Origin of the sequence: Lachnospira multipara LB2003 (genome assembly GCF_000702205.1) — a bacterium.
Lineage (GTDB): Bacteria > Bacillota > Clostridia > Lachnospirales > Lachnospiraceae > Lachnospira > Lachnospira multipara_A.
This window is the reverse complement of the sequence record NZ_JNKW01000004.1, coordinates 90,696-105,132: the sequence shown is the minus strand read 5'-3', so window position 1 is coordinate 105,132 and position 14,437 is coordinate 90,696. Positions and strand designations below refer to the sequence as shown.

At 36.7% G+C, this 14,437-nt stretch carries 12 protein-coding genes and 1 other annotated feature; of the genes, 11 read left to right on the top strand and 1 reads right to left on the bottom strand.

Going from position 1 to position 14,437, the window contains the following annotated elements:
• Positions 1-182: 182 nt before the first annotated feature.
• The gene (fliD, locus tag T537_RS0103175) at positions 183-1,505 is read right to left on the bottom strand and encodes a flagellar filament capping protein FliD (protein ID WP_031556249.1); all 1,323 of its coding nucleotides are present in this window, start codon (positions 1,503-1,505) and stop codon (positions 183-185) included.
• A gap of 350 nt (positions 1,506-1,855) precedes the next feature.
• Here fliD and rpmG point away from each other — a divergent pair, with 350 nt between their 5' ends.
• The 11 genes from rpmG (at position 1,856) to rpsL (ending at position 14,342) form a co-directional block, all read left to right on the top strand.
• On the top strand, positions 1,856-2,005 hold the full coding sequence (gene rpmG, locus T537_RS0103170; protein ID WP_027430873.1) for a 50S ribosomal protein L33: 150 nt from the start codon (positions 1,856-1,858) through the stop codon (positions 2,003-2,005).
• A 21-nt stretch (positions 2,006-2,026) separates the two neighbouring features.
• Positions 2,027-2,227 carry a preprotein translocase subunit SecE gene (gene secE / locus T537_RS0103165; RefSeq protein ID WP_027437030.1) on the top strand — a complete coding sequence of 67 codons (201 nt, stop codon included), beginning with the start codon at positions 2,027-2,029 and terminating at the stop codon, positions 2,225-2,227.
• Positions 2,228-2,245: 18 nt separating this feature from the next.
• On the top strand, positions 2,246-2,779 hold the full coding sequence (gene nusG / locus T537_RS0103160; protein WP_027437031.1) for a transcription termination/antitermination protein NusG: 534 nt from the start codon (positions 2,246-2,248) through the stop codon (positions 2,777-2,779).
• Between the two features lie 138 nt (positions 2,780-2,917).
• Positions 2,918-3,343, top strand: a complete 426-nt coding sequence (rplK, locus tag T537_RS0103155) for a 50S ribosomal protein L11 (RefSeq protein ID WP_027430870.1) — start codon at positions 2,918-2,920, stop codon at positions 3,341-3,343.
• 155 nt (positions 3,344-3,498) lie between these two features.
• Positions 3,499-4,194 (top strand): 50S ribosomal protein L1, encoded by a 696-nt coding sequence (gene rplA, locus T537_RS0103150; protein ID WP_034209983.1) that lies wholly within the window; start codon positions 3,499-3,501, stop codon positions 4,192-4,194.
• A gap of 68 nt (positions 4,195-4,262) precedes the next feature.
• Positions 4,263-4,392: a sequence feature (ribosomal protein L10 leader region), on the top strand.
• Between the two features lie 56 nt (positions 4,393-4,448).
• Complete coding sequence (rplJ, locus tag T537_RS0103145; protein ID WP_027437032.1) at positions 4,449-4,946, top strand: 50S ribosomal protein L10; 498 nt, start codon at positions 4,449-4,451, stop codon at positions 4,944-4,946.
• 109 nt (positions 4,947-5,055) lie between these two features.
• Positions 5,056-5,409, top strand: a complete 354-nt coding sequence (rplL, locus tag T537_RS0103140; RefSeq protein WP_027437033.1) for a 50S ribosomal protein L7/L12 — start codon at positions 5,056-5,058, stop codon at positions 5,407-5,409.
• Between the two features lie 115 nt (positions 5,410-5,524).
• Positions 5,525-5,740 carry a type II toxin-antitoxin system HicB family antitoxin gene (locus tag T537_RS0103135; protein ID WP_031556247.1) on the top strand — a complete coding sequence of 72 codons (216 nt, stop codon included), beginning with the start codon at positions 5,525-5,527 and terminating at the stop codon, positions 5,738-5,740.
• A 246-nt stretch (positions 5,741-5,986) separates the two neighbouring features.
• Positions 5,987-9,949: a DNA-directed RNA polymerase subunit beta gene (locus T537_RS0103130; protein ID WP_031556245.1), complete on the top strand. Its 3,963-nt coding sequence runs from the start codon at positions 5,987-5,989 to the stop codon at positions 9,947-9,949.
• A gap of 18 nt (positions 9,950-9,967) precedes the next feature.
• Positions 9,968-13,612 (top strand): DNA-directed RNA polymerase subunit beta', encoded by a 3,645-nt coding sequence (gene rpoC / locus T537_RS0103125; protein WP_027437035.1) that lies wholly within the window; start codon positions 9,968-9,970, stop codon positions 13,610-13,612.
• 310 nt (positions 13,613-13,922) lie between these two features.
• Entirely contained in the window at positions 13,923-14,342 is a 420-nt protein-coding gene (gene rpsL / locus T537_RS0103120) for a 30S ribosomal protein S12 (RefSeq protein ID WP_027437036.1), read from the top strand.
• Positions 14,343-14,437: the final 95 nt, after the last annotated feature.

Sequence of the window (14,437 nt, the reverse complement as noted above, 5' to 3'; positions counted from 1 at the left end):
GTGTGGTAAATGTATCAGATTCTGCACCAGAAGCAGAATCTCGCGGATGCATCCAAGAAGGCAGAAACTAAAAAGGGGGTGGGGTTAAAATTGTAGAGAAGTTAATAAAAAAGCGCTTATAACATATGTTATAAGCGCTTTAATATTTGATGTGCTTTAGGGTGCAAGTATAAAACTTGCTGCTACGTATACCCATTAAACATCATTCCGCTATAGGCAGAAGGGTTGTATGGGTCAGTAGTTGTTCTTTGTGGATTTTTATAAGCCACAATCTTATTGTTTACGTAGTTCATTGGGTCAAGAGATATTTCTTCAGCCTTCTTCTGAATGTTACTCTTAAATGAATTTAAATCATTGAAAATACCAGTTAAATCGTTAGTTCTAGCAAGTTCAACAATTTGCCCTTTATCTACGTTTATTAAACCATGGTCATCTACTGTAAGACCGTTGGTTGATAGCTGTTCCTTATAGGAATTTGCTATTCCGATAATCTCTTTACGTAGCTTCTCGTTGCCACCAAATCTGTTATTGGTTTCATCCGTAGCTACTGAAATCAACTTGTTGTAGCCGGATACAAGCTCCTCAATGGATTCTACTATTGAATCTGCATCTGCAAGAAGACTTACAGTAACCGGCTCCTCGGAGACGGCCTTAAGATTAAGAACAAATTCTTTGTTATAAATAACATCATTATTAGGACTTGCTCTTTGATCTCCATTAATTGTATAAGAGGCATTAGTAGGAAATTGGGAAATCCTATTTAAGCCTAGCGTTCGCATTAGATTAGAATTGCGAACTTGTTTATTGGAAGTTTCGTCATTGGTTAATTCATCGCCACTTGTATCTGTGTTAGCCATTATATTAAAAATAATAGGCTTTACATTTTTTATACCTGTGGCTTTGGACTCTATGCTTAGTGCAGTATTTCCTAGATTATTAGTTAGTATCTGTGATGAGAGTCCTATATTTGAATTATTAATTAGTCTTGATATATTCTCTTGTACATCAAGATTTGATTCGTTGTCATATACCTTAAACTGAAATTCATAGGTTATATTATGTATGCTTAAATCAAAGGAATAATCCCCTGCTTCAAAAAGACTAGTATTTGGCTGCAAATAATTTCCAGTGTTAACCTGATTGCTTGCTAAGCGTTCTACGCTTATGCTTAACGTGTCTAAGTCTTTTTTGGAATCACCTATATAAATTGCTTCTACAACATCAGGATTACTTGAAATGGCTGCTTTTTTATATACTAAGCTAGTTCCGTCTTCGCTAGATAAATCATTGGCAATATTACTAAGCTCTCTAGCATTCTCTTTAAGGTCGATGGCATATTTAAGCGCATCATTAGAAGTATCAGTCTTATAGGTTGGAGTAAGACTGTTATGCTTTATTACTTTGTTATATGTATTTTTTAACTCATTCTTGGTATGCGAATCGTACTTGGCATTACTTTTGTGTCCATACTGGGACAAATAGTAATCGTACACGCTACTGATCATAACAGTCACCTCCTTGTCTGTATAATCAATATAGATAGTAATAGGAATCCTTTCCCTACTAAATTATAAAATTACATACTAATCCATCCTTTATCTTAATCTTATAGTACCATGGTACTAAACATTTGTAAAGCAAAATTTGATATATTTGATAATAAAATATTACCAAAAGAATATTTTTTAATTTTCATGTTGACTATGTTGTTTTGACTGTGATATATTAGAACGGCTATGGAAGAGGTCTTTTTTTTATGCCCTAAATTAAATAACCCTATAATTTAAGCATAAATTAAAGCTACCAATTGGTGTTATAAACACCTACAAAATTAAGTAAATTGGAGGTGGAAGTTGTGCGTATAAAGATAACATTGGCATGTACAGAGTGTAAACAGCGTAACTACAACACAACTAAGGATAAGAAGACACATCCTGACAGAATGGAAACTAAGAAGTACTGCAAGTTCTGTAAGTCACACACATTACACAAGGAAACAAAGTAATCTAAACAGTGAGGTGCAATTATGAGCGAAGCTAACGTTAAAAAGCAGAAGAAGAGCTGGTTTAAAGGATTAAAGGCAGAATTTTCTAAAATTGTTTGGCCAGATCGTCAGACACTTACTAGAGAGACAGTTTCAGTTCTATTTGTATCCGTATTATTAGGTGTAATTATTGCGGTAGTGGATTTAATTGTCCGCTTTGGTATTGAATTCATCGTAAAATAATAAGGAAAAGGTGATAGAATGGACGAAGCAAAATGGTATGTTGTTCATACTTATTCCGGTTATGAGAATAAAGTAAAGGCCAACATAGAAAAAACAGTTGAAAACAGAAATCTTCAAGACCAGATTCTAGAAGTGCTCGTTCCTCTCGAGACTGTAGTCGAAGTTAAGGACGGCTCTAAGAAGACTGCTCAAAAGAAGATGCTTCCTGGATATGTCCTTATCAAAATGGTTATGAATGATGATAGTTGGTATGTCGTTCGTAATACAAGAGGCGTTACAGGATTCGTAGGACCTGGATCAAAACCAGTTCCATTAACTCCAAGTGAAATCAAGTCATTAGGAATTAACCTTCCAACAGGAGAATTGAAAGAAACAGTTCAGTTCGACGGTAAGGTTGGAGATAAGGTAATGATTCTTTCTGGTGCTTGGGAAGACACTATTGGAGAGATTACTAGTATCAACGAAAGTAAGCAAGTACTTACTATTAACGTTGAAATGTTTGGCCGTGAAACACCGGTCGAAATTGATTTCACAGACGTGAAATTAATGTAACAATTAAGGCTTATTTGTTAGAATAAGCGGCTCGATATTCGAGCGTGGGAGACCAGGGAATTAAGATTGTTCTATAGTGCTTATATTCCTTTTTATTATTGGTCGCCATTTACCACATTATTTTTAGGAGGTGCCACTATGGCAAAGAAAGTAACAGGTTATATTAAATTACAGATCCCTGCAGGCAAGGCAACACCAGCACCACCAGTTGGTCCTGCACTTGGTCAGCACGGAGTTAATATCGTAGAATTTACTAAGCAGTTCAATGCTAAGACAGCAGATCAGGGCGATTTAATCATCCCTGTAGTTATTACTGTTTATGCTGATAGAAGCTTTAGTTTTATTACAAAGACTCCACCAGCTGCTGTTCTTCTTAAGAAGGCTTGCAACATTAAGTCAGGTTCAGGTGTTCCTAACAAGACTAAGGTTGCTACAATCAAGAGATCTGAAGTTCAGAAGATTGCTGAACTTAAGATGCCAGATTTAAATGCAGCTTCAATCGAAGCAGCTACTTCAATGATCGAAGGTACAGCTAAGAGTATGGGTATTGTTGTAGAGGACTAATTAGCCTTTAGTTAACAAACTTACGAAAGTTATTTAGAAACGGCTCTTTATCACATATGTGAATTGCAGGAGCAAAATACAACATATATCACATACTTTGATATATGTGGGAGGAAAGTTAATCCTTCCGTTATTACCACTAGGAGGTTTATATAATGAAAAGAGGAAAGAAATATGTAGAAGCAGCCAAGAATATTGACCGCGCTACATTATACGATGCAACAGAAGCAGTTTCATTAGTTAAGAAGACTGCAGTTGCTAAATTTGATGAGACAATCGAAGCACACATTAGAACAGGTTGTGACGGACGTCATGCTGAACAGCAGATCAGAGGTGCTGTTGTTCTTCCACACGGTACAGGTAAGACTGTAAAGGTTTTAGTATTCGCTAAGGGTGCAAAGGCTGATGAAGCTTTAGCAGCTGGTGCTGACTTCGTTGGTGCTGAGGAATTAGTTCCAAAGATCCAGAACGATGGTTGGTTTGATTTTGATGTAGTTGTTGCTACACCTGATATGATGGGCGTTGTTGGTCGTCTCGGTAGAGTACTTGGTCCTAAGGGCTTAATGCCAAACCCTAAGGCTGGTACAGTTACTATGGATGTAACAAAGGCTGTTAATGATATCAAGGCTGGTAAGATTGAGTACCGTCTTGATAAGACAAATATCATTCACGTGCCAATTGGTAAGGCTTCTTTCACAGAAGAACAGTTATCAGACAACTTCCAGGCTATTATGGATGCAATCGTTAAGGCTAAGCCAGCAACACTTAAGGGTCAGTATTTAAGAAGTGTAGTTCTTACTTCTACAATGGGTCCTGGTGTTAAGGTTTCAACAGCTAAATACGTTGGCTAATATTAACGCTTGACAACCTATATATTTTGATAGTATACTATCACACGTTGATGATTAACTTCGGTTATTTATCATATATATATTGCCCTAAGACAGTGAGTCCGTAAGGTTAAAGGTAACACGCTCGCCGAGGAAAGAAATTTGAATTTGTAATTTCAGCCCTTCTGTCTTTGGCAGAAGGGCTTTTTCTTTACTTCATGTGGCAATTCACCACTCTTAGTAGTGGAAAGAATCTAAATAGGAGGTAAATATTAATGGCAAAGGTAGAACTTAAAGCACCTATCGTAGACGAAATTAAGGCTAACTTAGATGGCGCTTGTGGCGTTGTATTAGTTAACTACCAGGGTTTAACTGTTGCTGAAGATACAGAACTTCGTAAGCAGTTAAGAGAAGCTGGTGTAGTTTACAAGGTTTATAAGAACACTTTAGTTAAGAGAGCAATTGCTGGTACAGAATTCGAGAACTTCACAGAGTTACTTGATGGTACTAACGCTATTGCAATTTCTAAGGATGATGCTACAGCTCCAGCAAGAGTTTTAGCTAAGTTCGCAGAAAAGGCAGAAGCACTTGAGTTAAAGGCAGCTGTTGTTGAAGGTACATTTTATGATAAGGATGGCGTTAAGGTTATCGCAAGCATCCCTTCAAGAGAAGAACTTCTCAGCAAGTTACTTGGCTCTATGCAGTCACCTATTACAAACTTCGCTCGTGTTATTAAGCAGATCGCTGAAAAGAACGAGAATGGTGCAGCTTAATTAGCTGATACAAATTAGAAGTATTTGGTTATGCGTATGCATAACATGTTTAAGCAATTTATAAATAGTGGTTTAACCACAACTTTTTAGAAAAGGAGATTTAGTGATTATGACAACACAGGAAATTATTGAAGTAATCAAGGGTTTATCAGTTTTAGAATTAAATGATTTAGTTAAGGCATGTGAAGAAGAATTCGGCGTATCTGCAGCAGCAGGCGTTGTAGTTGCAGCAGCAGGTGCAGCAGCAGCTGAAGAAAAGACAGAATTTGATGTTGAATTAACAGCAGGTTCAGGCGTAGGCGTTATCAAGGTTGTACGTGAAATCACAGGTCTTGGCTTAAAGGAAGCTAAGGATATGGTTACAGCTGCTCCTAAGGTTATCAAGGAAGCTGTTTCTAAGGAAGAAGCTGAAGAAATCAAGAAGAAGCTTGAAGATGCTGGTGCTACAGTAACATTAAAGTAATTTAGCTTATAGATTTCTTATTTGAAACTATGATATAATTATTAAGAGCCCAAAGGTGAGCTAGCTCTCGATTGGGCTCTTTTTTAATTCTTATATTTGGGAGGTCCAACTTGATATGAAATCAGTAGAGTATTATAACGATTTACCATATAGGGTTAGAATTATTCCGAACAAAAATAATGACACATTTACAGCTTGTTATCCTGAACTACCTGAAGTTGTTAGTGAAGGTAAGACTATTGAAGAAGCTTTAAAGAATGTTAGAAAAGCTAAATATGAATGGTTATCTTTAGCGGTTAAAAATGGAACTAAAATTGTAGAGCCTGATTAATAAAGGCAGCTTTACAAATCATATAAATTTATAGTACTGCATTTTGCGTAGAATGATTCTTTGCATTAACGCGATGCAGTGCTTATTCTATTAAAATATTTCTTAAAAAATCCCTATGTTAATATTGACTAACTTGACTTATTGTGATAATATGGACAATGCACTATTGTGGTAAGTGTGTCTATTTGGCACTTTTATTGAAATAAAAACCACATTTGCGAAATAAACACAAGGGGTGAAACGTCAATGGAAAAGAACAGATTACGCCCAGTAAAGTCAGGCAAATCAATGCGCATGAGTTTTTCTAGAACCAAGGAAGTTCTTGAAATGCCTAACCTTATTGAGGTCCAGAAGGATTCTTATCAGTGGTTCTTGCGCGAAGGCTTAAAAGAGGTCTTTGATGACATATCTCCAATTGCAGACTACAATGGTAGATTGAGTCTTGAATTTGTAGATTATGAGTTATGCGAGGATGAAGTAAAGTATTCCATCGAAGAGTGTAAAGAAAGAGATGCAACATATGCAGCTCCACTTAAAGTTAAAGTAAGACTTCACAACAAAGAAAGTGAAGAAATAAGTGAACATGAAATTTTCATGGGTGATCTTCCTTTAATGACTAGAACAGGAACATTTGTAATTAATGGTGCTGAACGAGTTATCGTAAGCCAGTTAGTACGTTCACCTGGAATATATTACGATATTCAGAAGGATAAGTACGGTAAGATTTTCCTTTATAGCGCTCAGGTTATTCCTAATAGAGGTGCATGGTTAGAGTACGAAACAGATGCTAACGATGTATTCTATGTTAAGGTTGACCGTAATAAGAAGGTACCTATTACAGTTCTTATTCGTGCTATGGGTGTTAATACTAATGCCGAAATTATAGATATTTTTGGTGAAGAACCAAAACTTCTTGCTACTATGGAGAAGGATTCTTCTTCTAATTATCAGGAAGGTATTCTTGAATTATATAAGAAGTTAAGACCAGGCGAACCTTTATCAGTAGAAAGTGCTGAATCGCTTATTCATGGTATGTTCTTTGACCCTAGAAGATATGATCTTGCTAGAGTTGGTAGATATAAGTTTAATAAGAAGTTATCTTTCAGAAGCAGACTTAACGGTCAGATATTAGCTGAGGATGTTGTAGATTTAAATGGCCAGGTAATTGCTAAGGCTGGTGATAGAGTCACTAGAGAATTAGGTCAGGAAATCCAGGATGCAGCTGTTGCTTCTGTATTTGTCAATGTTGAAATAAAGAACTTTGACGGTACAGTTTCTAATAGAACTGTTAAGGTTTTATCTAACCGTGCAGTTGATATTAGAAAGTGGGTTGATTTATCAGAAGAAGAATTAAAAGAATTAGGTGTTAATGAGGCTGTTTATTACCCAGTTCTTGAACAGATTCTTTCAGAAAATTCTGATATTGATGATATTAAGGATGCAATTGAGAAGAATATTGCTGATTTAGTACCAAAGCATATTACAGTAGAAGATATTTTTGCTTCTATTAACTACAATATGCACTTAGAGTACGGTATTGGTACAAAGGATGATATTGATCACCTTGGTAACAGACGTATTAGAGCTGTTGGTGAATTATTACAGAACCAGTTTAGAATTGGTATTTCAAGAATGGAAAGAGTTGTTCGTGAAAGAATGTCAACTCAGGACCTTTCAGGTATTTCACCTCAGTCATTAATTAATATTAAGCCTGTAACAGCTGCTATTAAGGAATTCTTTGGTAGTTCACAGTTGTCACAGTTCATGGATCAGAATAACCCATTAAGTGAGATTACTCATAAGAGACGTCTTTCTGCCTTAGGTCCTGGTGGTCTTTCTAGAGATCGTGCAGGTTTCGAGGTTCGAGATGTACACTATACTCACTATGGTAGAATGTGTCCTATCGAGACACCAGAAGGTCCTAACATCGGTCTTATTAACTCTTTAGCTTCATATGCTAGAATTAACGATTATGGTTTCATTGAAGCACCATATCGTATTGTAGATAAGACTGATCCTAAGAATCCTAGAGTAACTAATGAAGTTAGATACTTCACAGCTGATGAAGAAGATGATTTCCATGTTGCTCAGGCTAATGCTGAAATTGATGAGAACGGATATTTCGTTCGTAATACAGTTTCTGGTAGATTTAGAGAAGAAACTTCTCAGTTTGCCAAGGAACAGATTGATTTAATGGATGTATCTCCTAAGATGGTCTTCTCAGTTGCTACATCTATGATTCCATTCCTTCAGAATGATGACTGTACTCGTGCCTTAATGGGTTCTAACATGCAGCGTCAGGCAGTACCTCTTCTTATGACAGAAGCTCCAGTAATTGGTACAGGTATTGAAAATAAGACTGCAGTTGACTCAGGTGTTTGTGTAGTTGCTGAAGAAGATGGTGTTGTATTATCTTCTGAATCTAACAAGATTGTTGTTAGAGAAACAGATGGTAACGTTAGAGAATATCATTTAACTAAATATTCAAGATCTAACCAGTCTAACTGTTATAATCAGAGACCTATCGTATTTAAGAACGATGAAGTTAAGAAGGGTGATGTTATTGCTGATGGTCCTTCAACTTCTAATGGTGAAATTGCACTTGGTAAGAACCCTCTTATCGGTTTCATGACATGGGAAGGTTATAACTACGAAGATGCTGTACTTCTTAGTGAGCGTCTTGTTAGAGATGATGTATATACATCTATTCATATTGAAGAATATGAAACAGAAGCTAGAGATACTAAGCTTGGACCAGAAGAAATCACAAGAGATTTACCTTCAACTGCTGCTGAAGCTGTTAAGGATCTTGATGAGAACGGTATCATCCGTATTGGTGCTGAGGTTCGTGCTGGTGATATCTTAGTTGGTAAGGTTACTCCTAAGGGAGAAACAGAACTTACAGCTGAAGAGAGATTACTTAGAGCTATCTTTGGTGAAAAGGCTAGAGAAGTAAGAGATACTTCACTTAAGGTACCTCATGGTGCATACGGTATTATCGTAGGTGTTAAGGTATTTACAAGAGAAAATGGCGATGAATTAGCTCCTGGCGTTAATAAATCAGTTCGTATTTATATCGCTCAGAAGAGAAAGATTGGCGTTGGTGATAAGATGGCCGGTCGTCATGGTAACAAGGGTGTTGTTTCAAGAGTTCTTCCTGTTGAAGATATGCCATATCTTCCAAATGGTCGTCCTCTTGATATCGTACTTAACCCACTTGGTGTTCCTTCACGTATGAACATCGGTCAGGTCCTTGAAATTCATTTAAGTTTAGCTGCTAAGGTATTAGGATTTAATATCTCAACACCTGTATTCGATGGTGCTGATGAAAATGATATTACTGAAACATTACAGCTTGCTAATGACTATGCTAATACTCCATTTGATGCTAAGGAATTAGAAGAATGGAAAGAAGAAGCTGAAAAGCAGGGTGAAGAATTACCAAGCGATTTAGTAACATTTGAAGATAAGTATAAAGATGTACTTCAGGACGAAGTATTTGAATATCTTTCAGAGCACAGAGATCATAGAGCTGAATGGAAGGGTGTTCAGATTGGTAGTGATGGTAAGGTAAGACTTCGTGACGGTAGAACTGGTGAATATTTTGATAGCCCAGTTACAATCGGTTTCATGCATTACTTAAAGTTACACCACTTAGTTGATGATAAGATTCATGCTCGTTCAACAGGTCCTTACTCACTTGTAACTCAGCAGCCACTTGGTGGTAAAGCTCAGTTCGGTGGACAGAGATTTGGTGAAATGGAAGTTTGGGCTCTTGAAGCTTATGGTGCTGCATATACACTTCAGGAAATCTTAACTGTTAAGTCTGATGATGTTGTTGGACGTGTTAAGACATACGAAGCTATTATTAAGGGTGAGAATATTCCTGAACCAGGTATCCCTGAATCATTCAAGGTATTACTTAAGGAATTACAGTCACTTGCACTTGATGTTAGAGTTCTTGATGCAGATAATAACGAAGTTAAGCTCCTTGAGAGTTCTGAATATGAAGTTACTGATTTTAAGAAAGTCTTAGATGATGGTAACTATAGAAGAAACTCTAGAGAACAGGAAGCTGAATATGCTAAGGCTGGTTCAACTATTCAAGAGATAGGTGAAGATGGCTTTGAAGATGCTACTGATGTAGACGATAGCTTTGATGATAGTTTTGATGAAGCTGATGATTACGGTGACGGTAGCGAAGAATAAAGAGAAGGGAGCACTATAATGGCAGAGAATTTAAAGAGCAATAAGTCTTTAAAATTTGACAAGATTCAGATTAAGCTTGCATCTCCTGAAACAATTAAGGAATGGGCTCGTCGTAGTGATGGTTACTACGGTGAGGTAACTAAACCTGAAACTATTAACTATAGAACACTTAAGCCTGAAAGAGATGGTTTGTTCTGTGAGAAAATATTTGGACCTAGTAAAGACTGGGAATGCCACTGTGGTAAATATAAGAAGATCAAAGATAAGGGTATTATCTGTGATAAGTGTGGCGTAGAAGTTACTAAGGCATCTGTACGTAGAGATCGTATGGGTTATATTCACTTAGCAGCTCCTGTATCACATATTTGGTATTTCAAGGGTATTCCAAGTAGAATGGATCTTATTCTTGATATCGGTCCTAAGAACTTAGAGAAGGTGCTTTATTTTGCATCTTATATTGTAATTGACCCAGGTGAAACTGATATTCCATTTAAGAAGATTTTATCTGAGACAGAATATAGAGAATTATATGATCAGTATGGTAATACTTTCAGAGTAGGTATGGGTGCTGAAGCTATTCTTGAGCTTCTTTCAATGGTTAATCTTGAAGAAGAAGCTGCAAAGCTTAAGGAAGAATTAGCAACTACAACATCTCAGAAAGCTGCTAGACTTATCAAGAGAATTGAGGTTTTTGAAGCATTTATTAATGCTGGTCAGAAGCCTGAATGGATGATCTTAACAGAGATTCCAGTTATTCCACCAGATTTAAGACCTATGGTTCAGTTAGATGGTGGTAGATTTGCTACTTCAGATCTTAATGATCTTTATAGAAGAATCATCAACAGAAATAACCGTCTTGCTCGTTTATTAGAGCTTGGCGCTCCTGAAATTATCGTTCGTAACGAAAAGAGAATGCTTCAGGAAGCTGTTGATGCTCTTATTGATAACGGTCGTCGTAATGGTCGTCCTGTTACAGGTCCTGGTAATAGAGCTCTTAAGTCATTATCTGATTTATTAAAGGGTAAGCAGGGTCGTTTCAGACAGAACTTACTTGGTAAGCGTGTCGATTACTCTGGACGTTCAGTTATCGTTGTTGGACCAGAACTTAAGATTTATCAGTGTGGTCTTCCAAAGGAAATGGCTATTGAATTATTCAAGCCATTTGTTATGAGAGAGTTAGTAAGACGTGGTCTTGCTGATAATATTAAGAAAGCTAAGAAGAGTGTAGAACATCTTGAAACAGAGGTTTGGGATGTATTAGAGGATGTTATTAAAGAGCATCCAGTTATGCTTAACCGTGCTCCTACACTTCATAGACTTGGTATTCAGGCATTTGAACCAATCCTTGTAGAAGGTAAGGCTATTAAGTTACATCCACTTGTTTGTACAGCCTTCAATGCCGATTTCGATGGTGACCAGATGGCTGTCCATCTTCCATTAACTGTTGAAGCTCAGGCTGAATGTAGATTTATGTTACTTTCACCTAACAACTTACTTAAGCCATCAGATGGTGGTCCTGTAGCTGTTCCTTCACAGGATATGGTACTTGGTATTTACTACTTAACACAGGAAAGACCTGGCGCTAAGGGTGAAGGTAAATTCTTTAAGAGTACTAATGAAGCTATCTTAGCTTATGAGAATGGTGTTATTACACTTCATTCAAAGATTTTAGTTCATGTAACTAAGACTGATGCTAATGGTAATGAAGTATCAGGTAATGTTGAAACTACACTTGGTAGATTATTATTCAACGAAATCCTTCCACAGGATTTAGGTTATGTTGATAGATCGAAGGAAGAAAACTTCCTTCTTCCAGAAGTAGATTTCCATGTTGGTAAAAAGCAGCTTAAGGATATCTTACAGCATGTTATTAATACACATGGTACTACTAAGACAGCTGAAGTATTAGATGATATTAAGGCAATGGGTTATAAGTATTCTACTAGAGCGGCTATGACAGTTTCTATTTCAGAAATGACAGTGCCACCTATTAAGAAGCAGCTTATTGCTGAAGCTGAAGCTAAGGTTGAACAGATTACAAGAAACTACAACCGTGGTCGTTCAACTGATGAAGAAAGACATAAGAATGTAATTAGAGTATGGCAGGAAACTGATGATCAGTTAAAGGATGCCCTTCTTGAAGGTCTTGATAAGTATAACAACATCTTCATGATGGCCGATTCAGGTGCCAGAGGTTCTAACCAGCAGATTAAACAGTTAGCCGGTATGCGTGGTTTGATGGCCGATACATCAGGTAATACTATCGAACTTCCTATCAAGTCTAACTTCCGTGAAGGTCTTGATGTACTTGAATATTTCATCTCTGCTCACGGTGCTAGAAAGGGTCTTTCTGATACAGCCTTAAGAACAGCCGATTCAGGTTACTTAACAAGACGTCTTGTTGATGTATCTCAGGATCTTATTATTAGAGAAACTGACTGTTCAGAAGGTAAGGCAATTCCTGGTATGTATGTTTATTCTTTCGTTAATGAAAGATCATCACATTCAGGTTCTAAGGAAGATATTCTTGAACCATTACAGGAAAGAATTACAGGTAGATATTTAGCTGAAGATATTGTTGATCCTGAAACAGGTGAAATAATTGTTAAGGCTAACCATCTTGTAACTCCTAAGAGAGCAGAAGCTATTTGTAAGACAGGTGTTAAGGAAGTTAAGATTAGAACAATCCTTACTTGTCGTTCACATATTGGTGTTTGTGCTAAGTGTTATGGTGCAAACCTTGCAACAGGTCAGACTGTACAGGTTGGTGAAGCAGTTGGTATTATCGCTGCTCAGTCAATCGGTGAACCAGGTACACAGCTTACTATGAGAACTTTCCATACAGGTGGTGTTGCCGGTGATAATATTACTCAGGGTCTTCCTAGAGTAGAAGAACTTTTCGAAGCTAGAAAACCTAAGATGTTAGCTGTTCTTGCTGAATTTGGTGGTACTGTAAGTATCAACAAGACAGAGAAAAAGGAAGAGATTATCATCACTGATGATGAAGGTAATTCTAAGGCTTATCCATTATCTAAAGATACTAGACGTAAAGTTGAAGAAGGACAGGTTGTTAAGAAGGGTGAAGAAATCACAGAAGGTTCTGAAAACCCACATGATATCGTTAGAATCTTAGGCGTTAGAGCTGTTCAGGATTATATCCTTAGAGAAGTTCAGAGCGTTTATAGAATTCAGGGTGTTGATATCAACGATAAGCATATCGAACTTATTGTTCGTCAGATGCTTAAGAAGATTGTTATTGATGAACCAGGTGATTCAGAATTCTTACCAGGATCTACAGTTGAAACTATAGAATTTACAGAAACTAATGAAGCATTAGAGGCAGCTGGTAAGAGAACTGCTACAGGTACACCTATTATCTTAGGTATTACTAAGGCTTCACTTGCAACTAATTCATTCCTTTCAGCTGCTTCATTCCAGGAAACAACTAAGGTTCTTACTGATGCAGCAATTAATGGTAAGATTGATCCACTTATCGGTCTTAAGGAAAACGTTATTATCGGTAAGTTAATTCCAGCTGGTACTGGTATGAAGAGATATCAGAATGTTCAGCTTGATACAGGACTTGATTATGAAGAACCTGTAGAAGAGTTAACTATTTCTGAAGATGCAGATGCTACTGAAGAAATAAGTGTAACAGAATAATAAACATTGAATTTAATTAAATAATAATAGTATAATAAAGACGTTCTATAAATTATTTTATAGAACGTCTTTGTTTTGTTTTTTGAGTTTTTTTATTATTATAGAGGCACAGAAATCGTTGAAAAAATAAAAAATAGATTTCTGATTAAATTATAGGTTAATATAAATATACCTACTTGACATATATGAATGAAAATAATATAATTTTAGGGCGTGCCAAATAGGTATGCCCTATTTTGTTGCGCAACATTCTTAGTGAATTACTAAGATGCAACCAAATTTTATTCTAATTCCGGGAGGTGAAATACGAATGCCTACATTTAACCAGTTAGTAAAGCAAGGAAGAAAGTCTACTGTAAAGAAGTCTACAGCTCCAGCTCTTCAGAAGGGATACAACTCTCTTAAGAAGAAGTCTACAGACATCTCTGCTCCACAGAAGAGAGGTGTGTGTACAGCTGTTAAGACAGCAACACCTAAGAAGCCTAACTCAGCTCTTAGAAAGATTGCCAGAGTACGTCTTTCAAATGGTATCGAAGTAACATCATACATTCCAGGTGAAGGTCATAATCTTCAGGAACACTCTGTAGTACTTATCAGAGGTGGAAGAGTTAAGGATTTACCAGGTACAAGATATCATATCATCAGAGGTACACTTGATACTGCAGGTGTAGCTAAGAGAAGACAGGCTCGTTCTAAGTATGGTGCTAAGAGACCTAAGGACGCTAAGTAATTAAGTCTTTAACCAATACAACGAGTATTTGATTAATGTAATCTGCGTAAGCCAGATTAACAACAGCACATATGTGCATTATAGTCGTAAGACGT